This is a genomic window from Amycolatopsis sp. NBC_01480 (assembly GCF_036227205.1).
In the GTDB taxonomy this organism is placed as follows: Bacteria; Actinomycetota; Actinomycetes; order Mycobacteriales; family Pseudonocardiaceae; genus Amycolatopsis.
In genome coordinates this window covers 1,211,642-1,228,550 of the sequence record NZ_CP109442.1, presented here as the reverse complement: position 1 = coordinate 1,228,550, position 16,909 = coordinate 1,211,642, and the positions used below count along the sequence as shown (strand labels likewise).

Annotated in this window: 17 protein-coding genes; 12 read left to right on the top strand and 5 right to left on the bottom strand. The window is 70.6% G+C overall.

The window, feature by feature from the left end:
* Window positions 1-170 precede the first annotated feature (170 nt).
* From OG371_RS05555 to OG371_RS05545, 3 genes are read left to right on the top strand one after another with little or no spacing between them, the layout of a single operon-like run.
* Window positions 171-941, top strand: coding sequence for a thioesterase II family protein (locus OG371_RS05555; RefSeq protein WP_329066216.1), 771 nt, complete (start codon window positions 171-173; stop codon window positions 939-941).
* Entirely contained in the window at window positions 934-2,508 is a 1,575-nt protein-coding gene (locus tag OG371_RS05550; RefSeq protein ID WP_329066214.1) for an acyl-CoA carboxylase subunit beta, read from the top strand. Before OG371_RS05555 ends, OG371_RS05550 begins: the two co-directional genes overlap by 8 nt.
* Window positions 2,508-2,696, top strand: a complete 189-nt coding sequence (locus OG371_RS05545; RefSeq protein ID WP_329066212.1) for an acyl-CoA carboxylase epsilon subunit — start codon at window positions 2,508-2,510, stop codon at window positions 2,694-2,696. The genes OG371_RS05550 and OG371_RS05545 overlap by 1 nt, the downstream gene beginning before the upstream one ends.
* Before the next feature lie 5 nt (window positions 2,697-2,701).
* On the opposite strand, the gene OG371_RS05540 is transcribed toward OG371_RS05545, so the two are convergent.
* The 4 genes from OG371_RS05540 to OG371_RS05525 form a co-directional block, all read right to left on the bottom strand.
* On the bottom strand, window positions 2,702-3,157 hold the full coding sequence (locus tag OG371_RS05540) for a nitroreductase family deazaflavin-dependent oxidoreductase (RefSeq protein WP_329066210.1): 456 nt from the start codon (window positions 3,155-3,157) through the stop codon (window positions 2,702-2,704).
* Between the two features lie 82 nt (window positions 3,158-3,239).
* Window positions 3,240-3,893 carry a response regulator transcription factor gene (locus tag OG371_RS05535; protein ID WP_329066208.1) on the bottom strand — a complete coding sequence of 218 codons (654 nt, stop codon included), beginning with the start codon at window positions 3,891-3,893 and terminating at the stop codon, window positions 3,240-3,242.
* 49 nt (window positions 3,894-3,942) lie between these two features.
* Window positions 3,943-5,058 (bottom strand): sensor histidine kinase, encoded by a 1,116-nt coding sequence (locus OG371_RS05530; protein ID WP_329066206.1) that lies wholly within the window; start codon window positions 5,056-5,058, stop codon window positions 3,943-3,945.
* Window positions 5,049-6,311 carry a nucleotide disphospho-sugar-binding domain-containing protein gene (locus OG371_RS05525; RefSeq protein ID WP_329066204.1) on the bottom strand — a complete coding sequence of 421 codons (1,263 nt, stop codon included), beginning with the start codon at window positions 6,309-6,311 and terminating at the stop codon, window positions 5,049-5,051. Before OG371_RS05525 ends, OG371_RS05530 begins: the two co-directional genes overlap by 10 nt.
* A 298-nt stretch (window positions 6,312-6,609) precedes the next feature.
* On the opposite strand from OG371_RS05525, the gene OG371_RS05520 reads away from it, so the two are divergent.
* Window positions 6,610-7,560: a proline iminopeptidase-family hydrolase gene (locus OG371_RS05520; protein ID WP_329066202.1), complete on the top strand. Its 951-nt coding sequence runs from the start codon at window positions 6,610-6,612 to the stop codon at window positions 7,558-7,560.
* Window positions 7,553-8,512, top strand: coding sequence for an ACP S-malonyltransferase (locus OG371_RS05515; protein ID WP_329066199.1), 960 nt, complete (start codon window positions 7,553-7,555; stop codon window positions 8,510-8,512). The genes OG371_RS05520 and OG371_RS05515 overlap by 8 nt, the downstream gene beginning before the upstream one ends.
* On the opposite strand, the gene OG371_RS05510 is transcribed toward OG371_RS05515, so the two are convergent.
* Complete coding sequence (locus OG371_RS05510) at window positions 8,505-8,804, bottom strand: acyl carrier protein (protein ID WP_329066197.1); 300 nt, start codon at window positions 8,802-8,804, stop codon at window positions 8,505-8,507. The genes OG371_RS05515 and OG371_RS05510 overlap by 8 nt on opposite strands.
* Before the next feature lie 130 nt (window positions 8,805-8,934).
* On the opposite strand from OG371_RS05510, the gene OG371_RS05505 reads away from it, so the two are divergent.
* From OG371_RS05505 to OG371_RS05475, 7 genes are all read left to right on the top strand, one after another.
* On the top strand, window positions 8,935-10,464 hold the full coding sequence (locus OG371_RS05505; RefSeq protein WP_329066195.1) for an AMP-binding protein: 1,530 nt from the start codon (window positions 8,935-8,937) through the stop codon (window positions 10,462-10,464).
* Between the two features lie 111 nt (window positions 10,465-10,575).
* Window positions 10,576-10,947, top strand: coding sequence for a hypothetical protein (locus OG371_RS05500; RefSeq protein WP_329066192.1), 372 nt, complete (start codon window positions 10,576-10,578; stop codon window positions 10,945-10,947).
* A 211-nt stretch (window positions 10,948-11,158) separates the two neighbouring features.
* Window positions 11,159-12,625, top strand: coding sequence for an AMP-binding protein (locus tag OG371_RS05495; RefSeq protein WP_329066190.1), 1,467 nt, complete (start codon window positions 11,159-11,161; stop codon window positions 12,623-12,625).
* Window positions 12,622-13,836: a type III PLP-dependent enzyme gene (locus tag OG371_RS05490; RefSeq protein WP_329066189.1), complete on the top strand. Its 1,215-nt coding sequence runs from the start codon at window positions 12,622-12,624 to the stop codon at window positions 13,834-13,836. The genes OG371_RS05495 and OG371_RS05490 overlap by 4 nt, the downstream gene beginning before the upstream one ends.
* A complete protein-coding gene (locus tag OG371_RS05485; protein WP_329066187.1) occupies window positions 13,833-14,324 on the top strand; it encodes a cobalamin B12-binding domain-containing protein in 492 nt (163 codons plus the stop codon). Before OG371_RS05490 ends, OG371_RS05485 begins: the two co-directional genes overlap by 4 nt.
* A gap of 67 nt (window positions 14,325-14,391) precedes the next feature.
* Window positions 14,392-15,681, top strand: coding sequence for a methylaspartate mutase (locus OG371_RS05480; protein ID WP_329066185.1), 1,290 nt, complete (start codon window positions 14,392-14,394; stop codon window positions 15,679-15,681).
* Entirely contained in the window at window positions 15,678-16,874 is a 1,197-nt protein-coding gene (locus OG371_RS05475; RefSeq protein ID WP_329066183.1) for a cytochrome P450, read from the top strand. Before OG371_RS05480 ends, OG371_RS05475 begins: the two co-directional genes overlap by 4 nt.
* Window positions 16,875-16,909 lie beyond the last annotated feature (35 nt).

Genomic DNA, 16,909 nt, shown 5'->3' with positions numbered 1-16,909 from the left:
CACGCCGGAGCTGTGGACCACCGCCGAAACAGTCCACAGTGGAGTGTGCCGCCTAGGGGCCGTTAGGGGTCGTTCCGCCGCGCCGCGCCGGGCTAGCGTGGTTTGTCGGGAAGGCGCCGGGGGTGGTTGTCGTGTCCCTGGTCCGTGAGACGAACAGGCGGTGGGACAACATGGCCGGAAGTTCCGAGGACGCCGAGGAGAACTGGTTCCGCCGGTTCCACCCCTCGCCCGAAGCCAGGACCAGGCTGGTGTGCCTGCCGCACGCCGGTGGCTCGGCCACGTTCTACTTCCCCGTTTCGAAGTCGCTCGCGCCGGACGTCGAGGTGTTCGGCGTGCAGTACCCGGGGCGGCAGGACCGGCGGCACGAGCCGTTCCTGACCAGCATCGGCGCGATCGCCGACCGGGTCGCCGAGTTGTTGCGCGGCAAGGACGGCCGGCCGCTGGCGCTGTTCGGGCACAGCATGGGCGCGATGGTCGCCTACGAGGTGGCGCGCCGGCTGGAAGAGGCGGGCACTCCCGCGGAGGCGCTGTTCGTCTCCGGGCGGCGCGCGCCCTCGCGGCAGCGCGACGAAAGTGTGCACACCCGGACCGACGACGGCGTCCTCGCCGAACTGCGCCGGCTGAGCGGCACCGAGATGGACCTGCTGGGCGACGAGGACGTGGTCCGGATGATCCTGCCGGTGGTGCGCAACGACTATCGCGCGGTCGAGACCTACCGCGACACCGCGAGCACACCCCTGTCGACGCCGGTGGTGGCGTTCACCGGGACCGACGACCCGGTGGCGTCCGTGGACGAGGTCGCCTCGTGGGCCGCGCACACCACCGCGGACTTCGAGCTGGTGCCGCTGGCCGGCGGGCACTTCTTCCTGACCCGGCACCAGGACGTGATCCTGCGGTACCTGACGGATCGGCTTGTCGACAAGGGGCGGGCGCATGTCTGAGGCACTGGCGGTGGACGGAGCGTTCGGGAACCGGCTCGTGGAGCTGCGCGAGATCAAGGAAGAGGCGCGGCGCGGGCCCGACGACGCCGCGACAGTCCGGCAGCACGAACGCGGCAAGCTGACCGCCCACGAGCGCATCGAGCTGCTGCTCGACCCCGGCACGTTCACCGAGATCGAAGCCCTGCGCCGCCACCGCGCCACCGGGTTCGGGCTGGAGCACCGCCGCCCGTACTCCGACGGTGTGGTCTGCGGCTGGGGCACCGTGCACGGCCGGACGGTGTTCGTCTACGCCCACGACTTCCGCATCTTCGGCGGCGCGCTCGGTGAGGCGCACGCGCAGAAGATCCACAAGGTGATGGATCTGGCCGAGGCCGCGGGCGCCCCGCTGGTCTCGCTGAACGACGGTGCCGGTACCCGGATCCAGGAGGGCGTGACCGCGCTCGCCGGTTACGGCGGCATCTTCCAGCGCAACACCCGGTGCTCCGGGGTGATCCCGCAGATCTCCGTGATGCTCGGCCCGTGCGCGGGCGGCGCGGCGTACTCGCCGGCGTTGACGGACTTCGTGTTCATGGTCCGCGAAACCTCGCAGATGTTCATCACCGGCCCGGACGTCGTGCAGGCCGTGACCGGCGAGGAGATCACGCAGAACGGCCTCGGCGGCGCCGACGTGCACGCCGCCACTTCCGGCGTGGCCGCGTTCGTCTACGACGACGAGCCGAGCTGCCTCGAGGACGTGCGCTACCTGCTTTCCCTGTTGCCGTCCAACAACAACGAGGCCCCGCCGCACGCGCCGACCGACGATCCGGCCGAGCGCCGCACCGACCGCCTGCTCGAACTGGTGCCCACCGACTCGAGCCGCGCGTACGACATGTGCAGCGTGCTCGAAGAGATCGTCGACGACGGCGAGTTCCTCCAGGTGCACGCCGGCTGGGCGAGGAACGTGGTGTGCGCGCTGGCCCGGATGGACGGGCACGTGGTCGGCATCGTCGCGAACCAGCCCGCGATGCTGGCCGGGGTGCTCGACATCGAGGCCAGCGAGAAGGCCGCGCGGTTCGTGCAGACCTGCGACGCGTTCAACATCCCGCTCGTGACGCTGGTGGACGTGCCCGGCTTCCTGCCCGGCGTCGACCAGGAGCACGGCGGCATCATCCGCCATGGCGCGAAGCTGCTGTACGCCTACTGCAACGCCACGGTGCCGCGGGTTCAGCTGATCCTGCGCAAGGCCTACGGCGGCGCGTACATCGTGATGGACTCGCGCTCGATCGGCACGGACGTCTCACTGGCCTGGCCGACGAACGAGATCGCGGTGATGGGCGCCGAGGGCGCGGCCAACGTGATCTTCCGCCGCGAGATCAAGGCCGCCGACGACCCGGAAGCCGTGCGGCGCCTCAAGATCAAGGAGTACCGGACCGAGCTGATGCACCCGTACTACGCGGCCGAACGCGGTCTCGTGGACGACGTGATCGAGCCGGCCGAGACGCGGTCGCTGCTGATCCGCGCGCTCGCCATGCTGCGTACCAAGCACGCCGACATCCCGGCGCGCAAGCACGGGAACCCGCCCGTCTGATGGGCGCGCCCGAGGTGCGCATCGTGCGCGGTTCCCCGGACGACGCCGAGCTGGCGGCGCTGGTCGCGGTCCTGTCCGCGGCCGGGGCTGCCGCCGCGGACCGGACCGTGGCCACGCCGGTTCCGCCGGTCGTGGTCCCGCGCCCGCGCCCGTTCCAGGTGGCGACGAGCTGGCGCGCGGCGCGCTGAGCCGGTCAGTCCTGCGGTGTGAGCAGGACGACCGGGATCACGCGCTCGGTCTTCTGCGCGTACTCCTCGTACAGCGGGAAGATCCGCGCCATCAGCGCCCACAGCGGACCGCGCTCGTCCGGCGAGGCGACGCGGGCGCGCGCGGTGAACCGGCGGGTGCCGGCCTGCACCGCGACGCTCGGCTCGGCCTGGAGGTTCTTGAACCACTCCGGGTCCTCGTCGGCCCCGCCCTTGGACGCGACGACCACGAGGTCGTCACCGGAGGTGCCGTAGATCAGGCAGGTGCGCCGCGGCTCGCCGGTCCGGCGGCCGGTGGTGGCGAGCACCAGCGTGTACACGCCGTTGGACTCGTGGCCCTCGGTGCCGCCGGAAGCCAGATAAGTGCGGGTCTGCCCGGCGACCCAGTCCCAGGCCGGGTCGGTCGAGTCGGTGGCGCGGTCGAGGTCTTCGGCGACGGCCATGGCGGCGGTCCTTCCTGTCGTACGGCCCTGGTGGCCGCGGCTGCCCCTGGGACGGAGTCGGCCGGCCGTTCTCGACAGTCAATCACGCACGCACGGCAGTGCTGTCCAAATAGGTGAGCACGGCCCGGATCCGGCGGTTCTCGTCGCGGCTCGCTTCCAGGCCGAGTTTGGCGAAGATGTTGCTGATGTGGTTCTCCACCGCGCCCTGGGTCACCACCAGCGATTTGGCGATCGCGGCGTTGGACAGGCCCTGGGCCATCAGGCCGAGCACCTCGGTCTCGCGGGCGGTGAGCGCGTCGAGCGGGTCCTTGCTGCGCGACAGCATCTGGGCGACCACGTCCGGGTCGATCGCGGAGCCGCCGCCGGCCACGCGGCGGACGGACTCCAGGAAGTCGGCCACGTCGGCGACGCGCTCCTTCAGCAGATAGCCCACGCCGGAGGTGCCCTCGGCGATCAGGTCGACCGCGTAGCTGCCCTCGACGTACTGCGAGACCACCAGCACCGGCAGGCCCGGGATCTCCTTACGGGCCGCCAAGGCCGCGCGCAGGCCCTCGTCGGTGAAGGTCGGCGGCATGCGGACGTCGGCGATCACCAGGTCCGGGTGGTGCTCGCGGATGGCGACCAGCATGTCGTCGCCGTTGTCCACGGCGGCGGCGGTCTCGATGCCGACGTCGGCGAGCAGGCTCTGCACGCCCGCGCGCAGCAGCACGGAGTCTTCGGCGATCACGACGCGCATGGGGTGCTCCTCAGGGGGTTCGCCGAACGGGTTGGAACAGAGCCGGAACTCACCATCGGACGGGCAGGTCGGCGCGCACCACCGTCGGCCCGCCCACGGGGCTGACCACGGTGAGCACCCCGTCGATCGTGGCGGCGCGGTCGGCCAGCCCGGCCAGCCCGCCGCCGGGGCGCACCGAGGCGCCGCCGTGGCCGTTGTCCATGATCTCGACGACCACGGTGTCGGCGTCGCGGGTGACCCGGACCGAGGCCCGGTCCGCGCCCGCGTGCTTGGTGATGTTGGTGAGCGTTTCGCTGACGATGAAGTAGGTCGTGGTCTCCACCGGGGCGGGCGGCCGCGGCTCCACCGTCACCTCGACGTCCACGTGGATCGGCATGCGCGCGGTGAGCGAGGACAGCGCCGCGTCGAGGCCGCGGTCCTGCAGCACCGGCGGATAGATCCCGCGCGCGAGGTCCCGCAGCTCGGACACGGCGAGCTTGGCGTCACTGTGCGCGGCGCCGATGAGTTCGCGCACGTCCGCCTGGTTGTCGGTGTCGAGCTTCAGCCGCGCCCGCCCCAGGCTCATCGCGACGGCCACCAGCCGCTGCTGCGCGCCGTCGTGCAGATCTCGTTCGATGCGCCGGCGCTCGGCCTCCACGGCGTCGACCCCGCGGGCGCGGGAATCCTTGAGCTGGCGCGTGCGCGCCTCCAGCTGCGCGGTCCGGTCCGGGCCGAGCATCGACAGCGAGAGCGCGCCGTGCATCGCCCCGATCCGCGGCGCGACGAAGATGCCGAAGGGCGGCACCGCCACCGAGACGATCCCGGCCACGAACTCGACGATGCCCAGTGGCAGCGCCATCAGCACGAACACCAGCTCACGCCAGGTGACCGGGTCGACGAGCCGGGTCTGCCAGGTCTGGAGCAACCCGTTCCCGTGCGGGCGGCGCAGGGGCTCGGCGACTTCGATGCCGAGCATGCTGTGCACCCAGCGGCGTTCGAGGCCGGTGAAACCGCGCACCACGGAGGTGGCGGTGATGAGGATCGGGATGCCGACCCACAGCATGGTGGTCGCGATGCCGAGCACCATCGACACCAGCGTCAGGATGAACGCCAGCAGCCGCATCGGGAAGCTCGCGAGCAGGAACCCGATGGTCCGGATCGCGTGCGGCCGCTGCGTCACCGGCATCGCGCGATCCGTTCGAACTCCGGCACCAGCTCGTCCAGGGCAGGCGTGGCCAGCATCTCATCGCGCACCTCGAGCGCGCTCTCGCGGAAGCCCGGCTCCTCCAGCAGCCGCTGGATCCCTTCGCGCACCGAGCCCGGCGTGACGTCCTCCAGGTCCACCAGCAATCCGTTGCCGCGCTTGACTTGCGCGACCGCCGAGACCCGCTCGCTCCAGGTGGTGCCGGGGATCACGAGCTGCGGGACGCCGTTGACCACGGCGTTGCCGATCGTCGCGCCGCCGCCCTGGTGCACGATCGCCGAACAGGTCGCGAGCAGCTCGTTCATCGGCACGAAGTCGACGGCGCGCACGTTGTCCGGGACCTTGGGCACGGTGGCCAGCTGCGCGGCGTTGAGCGTCGCGATCACTTCGACGTCGAGGTCCGCGAGGCCGTCGAGCAGGTCGGCCACCGACGTCTCCTCGACGCCGAGCACCTGCCGGTTCGAGATGCCCAGGGTCAGCATCACGCGCGGGCGCCGCGGTCTCTCCAGGACCCACCGCGGGATCGCCATCGGCTTGTTGTGCGCGACGAACCGGGCCGGCACGTAGTCCACGTCGACGCCTTCGTAGCGCAGGTAGGACGGGTGGCAGTCGATCGTCTTCACGCCGTAGCGCAAGGCTTCGCCGTAGTCCGCGCCGAACCGCCCGACCGCCGCGGACATCCACTCCACGAACGGGTCCGGCGTCGTGTCCTGCGGCCGGCTCGCGCGCAGGTCGCGGTACTGGGCGCCGATCCGCGCGGTCTGGTCGGCGGCGTACATCATCCTCAGGTGCGGCACGCCGATCGCCTGCGCGAGGATCGGCGCGGCGTAGATCATCGGGTCCCAGACGATCAGGTCCGGCTGCCACTGCCGGGCGAACCGGACCAGCTCGTCGAGCAGCGGCTCCGGGGTGGTCCAGCGGAAGACCTCGACCCAGTGCTCGTAGACGTTGCGCACGTACTCTTCGGTGTAGCGCTCCGGCCGGCTCTCCGAGATGCGGAAGTCGCCCTGCATCGCGTTGTTGCCGTCGACCTGGAGCTGGCGATGCCGCGCGATGTCCAGCTCACCGCCGAACCACATCGCGTCGAGGCCGGTCTCGGCGAACGACTCCACCTCACGCGGATTGCGCTGCCCGGCGAAGCGGACCTCGTGCCCGGCCGCGGCCAGCGCCCAGCCGACCGGCGCCATGCTGTAGACGTGCGTCCTCGTCGGAAACACCATCAGCAAAACACGCATGGCCGCACTCTCCGATGTCACGGGTGGAAAACCACTGCTGGTACAGGGAAAAAAGTAGTCCCGATGAGCCGTCCGGCCGACCCGGGAAGCGGCGGCTAGGGGTCGCGCACCCCTGTTCCGCCGCTGTGGCCTTCCGCTGGGGATCCGTTGCGCAGTAAGGAGGTGGTTGTACTTAGACGCGCTTTAGATGCCCCTTAGGGGCTGGTGACGGCACGTGCGCGGCGGATAGACATGAAGGTGGATCCGGCCGCCAGCATCCGAGGCCCGGCCGGACGAGGGAGACGAAGAGGTGATGAGCATGGCCGTGGCACCCACCGCGAAGGGCTGGGTTCCCTTCGGCGAGTACCGCACCTGGTATCGGGTCACCGGCGTCGCCGGCGGCGAGCTGCCCACCGTGGTCGTGGTCCACGGCGGGCCCGGGAGCACCCACGACTACCTGCGCAACCTCGGCGAGCTGGCCGGGCACGGGTGGCCGGTGGTGCACTACGACCAGCTGGGCAGCGGCGGTTCGACGCACCTGCCGGACCGGGGCGCGGACTTCTGGACCCCGGGGCTGTTCGCCGACGAGCTGGACAACCTGCTGCACCGGCTGGGCATCGAGGACAACTACGTCCTGTATGGACAGTCGTGGGGCGGGCTGGTCGTCGCCCGGCACGCCGCGCAGCGCCCGGACGGCCTGCGGGGGCTGGTGATCGCCAACTCGCCCGCCTCGTACCCGTTGTGGCGCCAGGAAATGGACGTGCTCCGCGCGCAGCTTCCGCCCGGTGTGGACGCCCTGCTGCGGGCGCACGAGGCGGCCGGCACCACCAGCTCGCAGGAGTACTTCGACCTGATGCGGGTGTTCTACGACCGCCACGTGTGCCGGGAGCTGCCGTGGCCGAGTGACTACCTCGCCTCGTTCATGGAGATGGCGGAGGACAACACCGTCTACGCCACGATGAACGGGCCGAGCGAGTTCACCGTCTCGGGCACGCTGAAGGACTATTCCGTGATCGAGTACCTCGACGACATCGAGGCACCGACCCTGCTCATTTCCGGCCGGCACGACGAGGCCACCCCGGTGACCGTCCAGCCGTACTTCGACCGGATCCACGACGTGCGCTGGGAGATTTTCGAGCACTCCAGTCACGTCCCGCACCTCGAGGAGCCCGAGCGGTTCCAGGAGGTACTGCTGAGTTTCCTGCAAGAGGTCCACCCCTGCGAGCCCGCGTTCCGGGCCGCCGAGCGAGAGGTCGCCAGCCATGGATGAGGCCAACCGGGCCGGATCGGCGGTCGTGTTCCCCGGGATGAGCCCGTGCCGGTTCGCCGACTTCGGGAAGTTCCTGCTGATCAACCCGTTCGCCCGGCGGCTGATCAAGGAGGCGAACGACCGGCTGGGCTACTCGCTGGTCGACAACTTCCGCGAGGCCGACGGCGACTACTCCGAGTACGCCCAGGTCGGCTTCATGCTGACCTGTCTCGCCCTCGCCGAATGGGCCGAGCAGGAGTACGAGCTCAGCCCCGACTACTGCACCGGGCCGAGCTTCGGCGAGAAGCCGGCCAGTGTGTACGCCGGCTCGCTGACCTTCCCCGACGCCGTGTGGATGACCTCGGAACTCGCCCGCTGCCTCAACGAGTTCTTCGCCACCGAGCACACCGACGTGGTCACGCACTCGTTCGTCCGCACCCCGGAGGAGAAGCTCAAGGACGCTCTCACCGAGCTGGAAGGCCGCGGCGAGTGGTCCGACATCTCGTGTTACATCGACCACGACTTCTACATGGTCTCGCTGCGCGAGCGGAACCTCGACTGGCTCAAGCAGACGATCCGGAGCATCGGCGGGCTGTCGCTCTACACGATGCGGCCACCGTTGCATTCGGGCGCTTTCGGGGCGCTGCGGCGCAAAGCGGAGGACGAAGTCCTCGGTGGACTCGACTTCCACGACCCGCTGCTGCCCATCGTCGCCGACCAGGACGGCTCGATCCTGCGCACCGGCGAGCAGGTGCGCACGATGCTGCTGGACAGCATCGTCAAACCGCTGCGCTGGCCGCATGTCGTGTCCTCCTTGGAGCAGCTCGGCGTCCGGAAGCTCTGGGTGGCGGGACCGGACACCTTGTTCGGCCGGGTCCGCGCCACCACGAGCCGGTTCGAGGTGGTCACCGTGAACCCGCGGATGGCCCTTCAGCCACGCCGCCGGGGCGCGGGTCCCTCGCGCGTCAGCTAGCCGGCTGCTTCTGCTCGGCGGAGAGCGGCCGGCCATCGAGCTGGTCCGCGCTCTGCGGCAGGAGGCCAGTCAGGGTCGCCCACAGGCGGCCGGGGTTCTCGAACGTTTCCAGGTTCAGGGCGTCGTCCTCGAAGCGCACGTTGTAGTTCTGCTCCAGCAAGGCGAGCAGCTCGACGGTCGCGAGCGAGTCGAGCCCGTACTCCCGCAGCGGGGTTTCGGCGGTCAGCGCCTCCTCGGCGGGCAGGAACGGAAGGAACGTGCGAAGGGTCTCGTCGAAAGTGCTGTCCCACATGGCTGCTCCGGATGACTAGGTTCGGATCTCCCAGGCATAAAACCGACCGCCCGGTTCGGTTTTGGACTCTACCTCGCGTCGCCGTCCCGGATCGACGCATCAGTACCCCTATTACTGGCGGAGGACCACGATGGACACGAGCTTCACCGGCGGACTGCACTCGCGATTCCTGCGCGGCCTCGAACGATCGGACGGCGGCGTGGCCGTCCACGTGGGTGAGCAGGCCGTCACCTACGACCGGCTGCACGAGCTGGCGCTGCTGTGGGGCGGTGCGCTGGCCGAGTCCGGTGCCCGGACCGTAGGGGTGCTGGCGGGCAAGGGCGTCACCGCTTACGCCGGGATCCTGGCCGGGCTGTACGCCGGCGCGACGGTGGTTCCGCTGCGCCCGGACTTCCCGGCGGCCCGGACCGCGCAGATGATCGAGGCGGCCGAAGTGGACGCGGTGGTGGCGGACGCTCGTGGCCTCACCCTGCTGCCGGAGGCGCGGCCGTTGACCGTGCTGGCGCCGGAATGCGGTGACCAGCCGTCGGTTCTGCGGCCGCGGGAGTCCCAGGCGCTGACGGCGCCGCGGCCGGTGCGTCCCGACGACAGCGCGTACGTGCTGTTCACTTCCGGCTCCACCGGGCGGCCCAAGGGGGTCCGGATCGGCCACGCCGCCACCGAGCACTACTTCGGCCTGCTCGACGAGCGGTACGACTTCACCCCGGACGACGTGTTCTCGCAGACCTTCGACCTGAACTTCGACTGCGCGATGTTCGACCTGTTCTGCGCTTGGGGCGCGGGGGCGCCCGCGGTGGTGCTGCCCGGCACGGCGTACCGGAACCTGCCGGCGTTCGCGGCCGAGCGCGGGCTGACGGTGTGGTTCTCCACGCCGAGCGCGATCGATCTGGTCCGCCGCACCGGCGGGCTCACCCCTGGCGCGCTGCCGGGCTTGCGCTGGAGCTTCTTCGCGGGCGAGGCGCTGACCGTGCGGGACACGGCGGACTGGCGGATAGCGGCGCCGAACGCGATCGCGGAGAACCTGTACGGCCCCACCGAACTGACCATCACCGTCGCGGGCTATCGGTGGGACGACGAGGTGACGCCGGAGGTCGCGGTGAACGGCGTGGTCCCGATCGGGGAAGTGCACGCGGGCCACGACTATCTGCTTCTCGGCCCGGGTGACGTCGAGGAGGCCGAGGAGGGTGAGCTGGCCATCGCCGGCGCGCAGCTGACGCCGGGGTACCTCGACCCCGCCGACGAACGCGGCCGTTTCCTCGACCGTGACGGCCGCCGTTTCTACCGCACCGGCGACCGCGTCCGCCGTCTCGAGGGGGCCGATCTGGCGTACCTCGGCCGGCTCGATTCGCAGGTTCAGGTGCTCGGCTGGCGCATCGAGCTGACGGAGGTGGAGCACGCGCTGCGCGACTGCGGCGTGCTGGACGCGGTGGCCCTCGGCGTCGCGGGTGACGCGGGCACCGAGCTGTTCGTCTTCTACACCGGCGGGGAACGTCCGGTCATCGAGCTGGTCCGCGCGCTGCGGCAGGTGCTGCCGGAGGGGGTGATCCCGCGGCATTACCGCCATGTCGACGAGTTCCCGCTGAACACCAACCGAAAGATCGACCGCAAGGCGCTCGCGGGGGTGGCGGCCGAGCTGCTGAGTCCGGTGCCGGTGGGGTGAGTTGCCGCGTCTAGTTAGAACATCTCACTTTGCCTATTGCCTCCCGGAAGGGAGTGTTATAGCTTCTAACTATCGCAAGAAGCGCCAGCCGCCGACCCGCAGGAGTAGACGATGACCACCGCCACCCCGACCGTCGACCGCGTCACCGCCGCTGTCCGCCGTACCTCGCTGACCGTGCTGATCGCGGCTTGGCTGGTCCCGGTTTTCGTGCTCGGCCAGTTCGCCTTGATGGCCGGTCTCCCGATCGCGGTCGTGTTGATCGGGACCCTGCGGGACGCCCGGCTGCGTGCTCTGGGTTGGTGGACGGCGGCGGTCACCGCGGCGTACGCCGTGCCGCTGGCGGTCTGGCTGATCGGGCCGAACAGTGCGCCGAGCCTGTCGAAGTTCCTGAGTCCGGTCGCGACCGGAGCCGTTGTCGCGGTGGGCATCGCCGTCGCCATCGCGCACCACGTCGGCCGCCGGCGCTCGGGTGTGCGCGGCTAGCCTGAAGCGAATCTGAAAAGGCCTGCTCTGCCTGGGTTTCCCGGCAGGGCAGGCCTTTTTCGCGTGCCCGCCCGGGAGGTCGGTTAGGGGCCGCTAGGGGTGTGGCCGGCCGAGCCGCCGCGGCTAGCTTTCTGCGAAGTCGGGGGAGGAGTTTCCGCGCCGGCACGCAGTCATCCGGGGCAGGCCCGTCGAGAGCATGGGAGTGGCAGTGGTGGACGATTCTCCTGGCGGTTCGCTGGTGTTTTCGCTGCTGGACGAGGCAGTGGCCGACGCGGCGGGGGCCACGGCGGTGCGCGACCGTGAAGGCGCGTGGACCTACGCGGAGGTCGCGGAGTGGAGCCGCGCGGTGGAGGCCGTGCTCGCCCGTCGCGGGGTGGGGCATGGCGACCGCGTGGTCGTGCAGCTGCCGACCAACCGCGAGCTGGTCGCGCTGTTCTACGGGACCACCCGGCGGGGCGCGGTGTTCGTGCCGATCAACCCGGCGATGAAGAAGTTCCACTTCGACTCCGTGGTGGCCAACGCCGAGCCGCGGCTGGTGCTCACGCCCGCCGAGTTCGGTCCACTGTGGAATGAGATCGACGCGGCGTTCCGAGCCGGCGAACGGGCCGAGCCGACCGAGGTGGCGCCCGACGACGTCGCCGTGCTCATCTACACCTCCGGCAGCACCGCCGCGCCCAAGGGCGTGATCGGCCCGCACCGGCAGGTCACCTTCGCCGCCCGCGCGATCCAGGCCGTGCTCGGCTACCGCGGCGACGACGTGGTGTTCTGCCGGTTCCCGATGTCCTGGGACTACGGCCTCTACAAGGTCCTGCTGGCCACCCTCGGCCGTAGCGAGATCGTGCTCGCCGACGCGGAATCCGACCTGCGGCTGCTGCAGCGGATGCGCGAGGTCGGCGCCACGGTGGTCCCCATCGTCCCTTCGCTCGCCACGATGATCGCCACCCTGGCCGAACGCGACACGGCCGGCGCCGCGCCGGTGCGCCTGTTCACCAACACCGGCGCCGCGCTGCCCGACGCGACCATCACCAAGCTGCGTAACGCTTTCCCGGGCGCCCGCGTGGTCCGCCAGTTCGGCCAGACCGAGTGCAAGCGGATCACCATCATGCCGCCCGAAGAGGACACTGAACGTCCGGGCGCGTCCGGGCTGCCGCTGCCTGGCACGTCCGTGCACATCCTGGCGGCCGACGGCACCGAGCTTCCGGCCGGCGACATCGGCGAGATCGTGGCGGCCGGCCCGCACGTGATGCCCGGCTACTGGCGCGCGCCGGAGCTGACCGCCCGCGCGTTCCGGCCGGACGAGGCCACCGGCGGGCTCCGCCTGCACACCGGCGACTACGGCCGCCTGGACGCCGACGGCTACCTCTACTTCGAAGGCCGCCGCGACGACATGTTCAAGCGCAAGGGCATCCGGATGTCCACTTTGGAGATCGAGGCCGCGGCGATGGACATCCCCGGGGTGCGCGCGGCCGGCGCGATCCCGCCGAGCGAGACGCGGGACCTGGCCATCTGCGTGGAGAGCGACCTCGCGCCGACCACGGTCCTGCGGGAGCTGGCCCAGCGGCTGGAACCGCAGAAGGTCCCGTCGCTGTGCCACGTCGTCGACGAGTTCCCGCTCACGGCCCATGGCAAGAACGCGACCAAAGAACTCGCCCTGCTGGTGGAAGGTGCCCAGGCATGAGCAAGTACCCGGCGCTGGCCGAGAAATTCGGCACGCCCACCTACGTCTACGACCTCGACGTGGTCGCCGAGTCCCGCGACCAGCTCTTCGGCCTGCTGCCCGAAGGCTTCCAGCTGTACTACGCGCTGAAGGCCAACCCGCACCCGGAGATCGCGCGTGAGCTGCGTTCCGGCGGCTGCCGCGCGGAGATCAGCTCCACCGGCGAGCTGGCGAACGCGCTCGCCGCCGGCTTCGAGCCGGGCGAGATCCTCTACACCGGGCCCGGCAAGACGAACGGCGAGCTGGAGCACGCGATCGCCACCGGCGTCCGGATGTTCTCCGTCGAGTCGCTTTCGGACCTGCAGCACGTCGGCGCCGCGGCGGAGAAGCACGGCGTGACGGTGTCCTGCCTGCTGCGCGTCAACACCACGCAGGGCAGCGCGTCCAGCGGCATCCGGATGATGGGCCGTCCCTCGCAGTTCGGCATCGACGCCGAGACGCTGCCCTCGCTGATGCCAGCGCTCAAGTCGGTGCCCGGCACTCGCGTCGTCGGCGCGCACTTCTTCACCATGAGCAACGCGCAGGACGAGGACAGCCTGCTCGCCGAGTACGAGTTCGTGTTGCAGTCGGCCGCGCAGCTTCGCCAGGAAGTCGGGCTGCCGCTGGAGTTCCTGGACATCGGCGGTGGTTTCTCCTCGCCGTACGCGGTGCCGGGCCCGCGCACCGACTACCCGAAGCTGCGCGCCGGGCTGGAAGTGCTGCTCGACCTGTACCTGCCCGAGTGGCGTGACGGCGGCATGGAGCTGGCCTGCGAGTCCGGCCGTTACCTGTCCGGCAGCAGCGGCTCGCTGCTGGCCGGCGTGGTCAACGTCAAGGAGAGCCGCGGCCAGCGGTTTGTCATCCTTGACGGCGGGATCAACGTGCTCGGCGGTCTGTCCGGCATCGGCCGGCTGCTGCCCGCCGCGATCGGCGTCGACGGTGAGGCCCCGCTGACCGGCAGCCTGGTCGGTCCACTGTGTACTCCCGGCGACTCGCTGGCGAAGGCGGCCAAGGTGCCCGAGCTGTCGGCCGGCGACGTGGTGACGGTGCCGAACGTCGGCGCGTACGGCGTTACCGCCAGCCTGATCAGCTTCCTCGGCCGCCCGGCCCCGACGGAGGTCGTGGTGCGCGGCGGGGACGTCGTCTCGGTGTCGCGTTTGGACTACCAGCGGGTTTACGAGGTCTCCCCATGAGCGAAGAGATGCGCGCGTACGGCGGAAGTATCGCGGCCGTGCCGGACCGCCGCACGGTGATCGTCAGCAGCATGGCCTCGGATTCGCACACCTGGAACCTGGTGTACCTGGAGCTGCTGGTCGGCGAGCTGGGCTTCGACGTGGTGAACCTCGGCGCGTGCGTGCCGGACGAGCTGCTGGAGTCCGAGTGCCTGAGCCGCCGTCCCGCGATGCTCGTGCTGAGCAGCGTCAACGGCCACGGTTACCAGGACGGCCTGCGGGTGGTCCAGCGGCTGCGGGCGTTCGAGGAGCTGCGGGCGCTGCCGGTGGTGATCGGCGGCAAGCTCGGCGTCGGCGGGCCGCTCACCGAGGAGGAGACCGGGCAGCTGCTGCTGGCCGGGTTCGACGCGGTGTTCGACGACCATCAGGGCGCGGCCTCGTTCCGCCAGTTCGCGGCGGCGCTGCCGGGGGCTGGTGCCCAGCTGCCGGTACGGGTGGAGGGCACGTGAGTACCGGGGCTCGTGAGTGGCGGTACCGGTTAGAACCGTCTTCACCACTCACGAGCAGGTGCGCGGCATGAGCTTCGAAGAGTTCGTCGCGAGCCGGCACGCGGCCGGCGAACTCGTGGTGCAGCCGCGGCTGGGCTTCGCCGATCCCGTGGTGATGCGGGCCGGGCTGGCCGCGACCAAGGCGGCGGCCGCGGCGACCGTCGGCACCGTCACGCTCGACAGCTACACCCGCGTCTGCGACACCGATTCCGTGGCGCACGCGCTGCGCAACGGAATCGCGCTGAACGGCTACCCGATCGTCAACCATCCCGCCGAGGTCACGCGAGCCATGCTCGACGGCATCGAGGGCCCGGACTTCCCGGTGCAGGTGCGGCACGGCTCGGCGCGGCCCGCGGACATCTTCCGCGCGATGATCAAGGCCGGCCTGCACGCCACCGAAGGCGGCCCCGTCTCCTACTGCCTGCCTTACAGCCGCACACCGCTCGACGAGGCCGTGCGCAACTGGTCCCACTGCTGCGACCTGCTGATGGACGCCGAGCACCCGGCCGGGCGCCCGCACCTGGAGACGTTCGGCGGCTGCATGATGGGCCAGCTGTGCCCGCCCAGCGAGCTGGTGGCGCTGAGCGTGCTGGAGGCGTTGTTCTTCTACCGCAAGGGATTGCGCAGCATCTCGGTGAGCTACGCGCAGCAGACCGACATGACGCAGGACCAGGAGGCCGTGTCCGCGCTGCGCCGGCTGTGCGCCGAGCTGCTGCCAGGGGCCACCTGGCACGTGGTCATCTACGCGTACATGGGCCTGTTCCCGCGCACTCCGGACGGCGCGCGCGGCCTGCTCGCGAAAGCCGCCGAACTGGCCATGACCACGGACTCGGAGCGGCTGATCGTGAAGACGGTCGCGGAGGCGCACCGGATCCCGACCGTCGCGGAGAACATCGCGGCGCTGGAGCACGCGGGCGCGACCGCGCGAGGAGTCACCACCAAGGCCGCCATCACCAAAACCCCAGTGGACAGTGACAATCAAGTTTACCGTGAGGCGTACGCGCTTGTCGACGCCGTGCTGAACAGCCACGCCGACCTCGGCCGCGCGATCGTGGTCGCGTTCAAGCGCGGCCTGCTCGACGTCCCGTTCTGCCTGCACCCGGACAACGCCGGGCAGGCCCGCAGCTACCTCGACAGCCAGGGCCGGCTCGGCTGGTCCGACCTCGGCTCGCTCCCGCTCCGGCACGTCGTGGAGCGCCGGAGCCCGGGGAAGATCACCTCGTCGACGCTGATGTCGGCGCTTTCGCATGTCCAGAACACCTACGACGCCCAGTTCCTGGAGCAGCCGATGACCGCGATTGGAGGGGATTCGCGATGAGCACCCGACGGACCGTGCGGGCTTATCCGTTCGACATGCACGAGATCTCCGTTTCCGAGCAGTACCACGTCCTGCAGCGCGAAGAGCCGTTGAGCCGGGTGCAGATGCCGTTCGGCGAGGCGGCCTGGCTGGCGACGAGGTACGCCGACGTCAAGCTGGTCACCACCGACGCGCGGTTCAGCCGCGAGCTGGCGCAGGGCCTGGACCAGCCGCGGATGCGCCGCCAGCAGATGGGCGACGGCATCATGGGCATGGACCCGCCGGACCACTCGCGGCTGCGGCGGCTGGTGGGCAAGGCGTTCACCGCGCGCCGGCTGGAGCAGATGCGCGAGGGCGTGCGGGAGCTGGTCAACCGGCTGCTGGACGAGATGGTGGCCGGGGGGGACTCGGCCGACCTGGTCGAGCAGCTGGCGCGGCCGCTGCCCGTCACGGTGATCTGCGACCTGCTCGGGGTGCCGAAGGACGACCACAAGATCTTCCGCGAGTGGACGCAGGCATTGGTCAGCGACGCCACGGCGAAGGGCGACGTGCTCGACGTCTACGGCGACCAGCTCGACGCGTACGTCGCCGGCCTGGTGGCCCAGCGCCGTGAGGAGCCGACCGACGACCTGCTCGGCGCGCTCGTCTACGCGCGGGACGCGGGGGACAAGCTCAGCGAGAACGAGCTGATCTCCATCGCCGGCGCCGGCCTGCTGACCGGTGGTGTGGAGACGGTTTCCACGGCGCTGCCGAGCTTCATCTTCACGTTGCTGACGAATCCGGACGAGCTGGCGCTGCTGCGCGCCAACCCGGACCTGATGCCGACGGCCGTGGAGGAGCTGCTGCGCTACGTGCCGATCAACACCGCGGCGATGTTCGCCCGGTACGCCACCGAGGACATCCGCTTCGGCGACGTCGTGGTGCGCGCGGGCGACCCGGTGCTGCCGGCGCTGCACGCGGCCAACCGCGACCCGGAGGTGTTCGCGAACCCGGACACCATCGACCTGACGCGCAGCCCCAACCCGCACGTGGCGTTCGGGCACGGCCCGCACCACTGCATCGGTGCGCAGCTGGCCCGGCTGGAGCTGCAGGAGGCGCTCAAGGCGATCCTCGCCCGGTTCCCGGAACTGCGCTTCGCGGACGGCCGCGAGGGCGTGAAATGGGAGTACGGCGTGATCGTGCGAGGGCCTTCCGAGATGCGCGTCGCCTGGTGATTTCCCGCCCCTAACCGGCTTTTCTGGGGATCCGG

Coding starts and splice junctions, on each gene's coding strand:
- OG371_RS05545 (WP_329066212.1), top strand. CDS start 2,508: ATGGGCGCGCCCGAGGTGCGCATCGTGCGCGGTTCCCCGGACGACGCC.
- OG371_RS05535 (WP_329066208.1), bottom strand. CDS start 3,893: ATGCGCGTCGTGATCGCCGAAGACTCCGTGCTGCTGCGCGCGGGCGTG.
- OG371_RS05490 (WP_329066189.1), top strand. CDS start 12,622: ATGAGCAAGTACCCGGCGCTGGCCGAGAAATTCGGCACGCCCACCTAC.
- OG371_RS05510 (WP_329066197.1), bottom strand. CDS start 8,804: ATGTGGGACAGCACTTTCGACGAGACCCTTCGCACGTTCCTTCCGTTC.
- OG371_RS05520 (WP_329066202.1), top strand. CDS start 6,610: ATGGCCGTGGCACCCACCGCGAAGGGCTGGGTTCCCTTCGGCGAGTAC.
- OG371_RS05500 (WP_329066192.1), top strand. CDS start 10,576: ATGACCACCGCCACCCCGACCGTCGACCGCGTCACCGCCGCTGTCCGC.
- OG371_RS05550 (WP_329066214.1), top strand. CDS start 934: ATGTCTGAGGCACTGGCGGTGGACGGAGCGTTCGGGAACCGGCTCGTG.
- OG371_RS05475 (WP_329066183.1), top strand. CDS start 15,678: ATGAGCACCCGACGGACCGTGCGGGCTTATCCGTTCGACATGCACGAG.
- OG371_RS05530 (WP_329066206.1), bottom strand. CDS start 5,058: ATGCCGGTGACGCAGCGGCCGCACGCGATCCGGACCATCGGGTTCCTG.
- OG371_RS05485 (WP_329066187.1), top strand. CDS start 13,833: ATGAGCGAAGAGATGCGCGCGTACGGCGGAAGTATCGCGGCCGTGCCG.
- OG371_RS05515 (WP_329066199.1), top strand. CDS start 7,553: ATGGATGAGGCCAACCGGGCCGGATCGGCGGTCGTGTTCCCCGGGATG.
- OG371_RS05505 (WP_329066195.1), top strand. CDS start 8,935: ATGGACACGAGCTTCACCGGCGGACTGCACTCGCGATTCCTGCGCGGC.
- OG371_RS05555 (WP_329066216.1), top strand. CDS start 171: ATGGCCGGAAGTTCCGAGGACGCCGAGGAGAACTGGTTCCGCCGGTTC.
- OG371_RS05480 (WP_329066185.1), top strand. CDS start 14,392: ATGAGCTTCGAAGAGTTCGTCGCGAGCCGGCACGCGGCCGGCGAACTC.
- OG371_RS05540 (WP_329066210.1), bottom strand. CDS start 3,157: ATGGCCGTCGCCGAAGACCTCGACCGCGCCACCGACTCGACCGACCCG.
- OG371_RS05525 (WP_329066204.1), bottom strand. CDS start 6,311: ATGCGTGTTTTGCTGATGGTGTTTCCGACGAGGACGCACGTCTACAGC.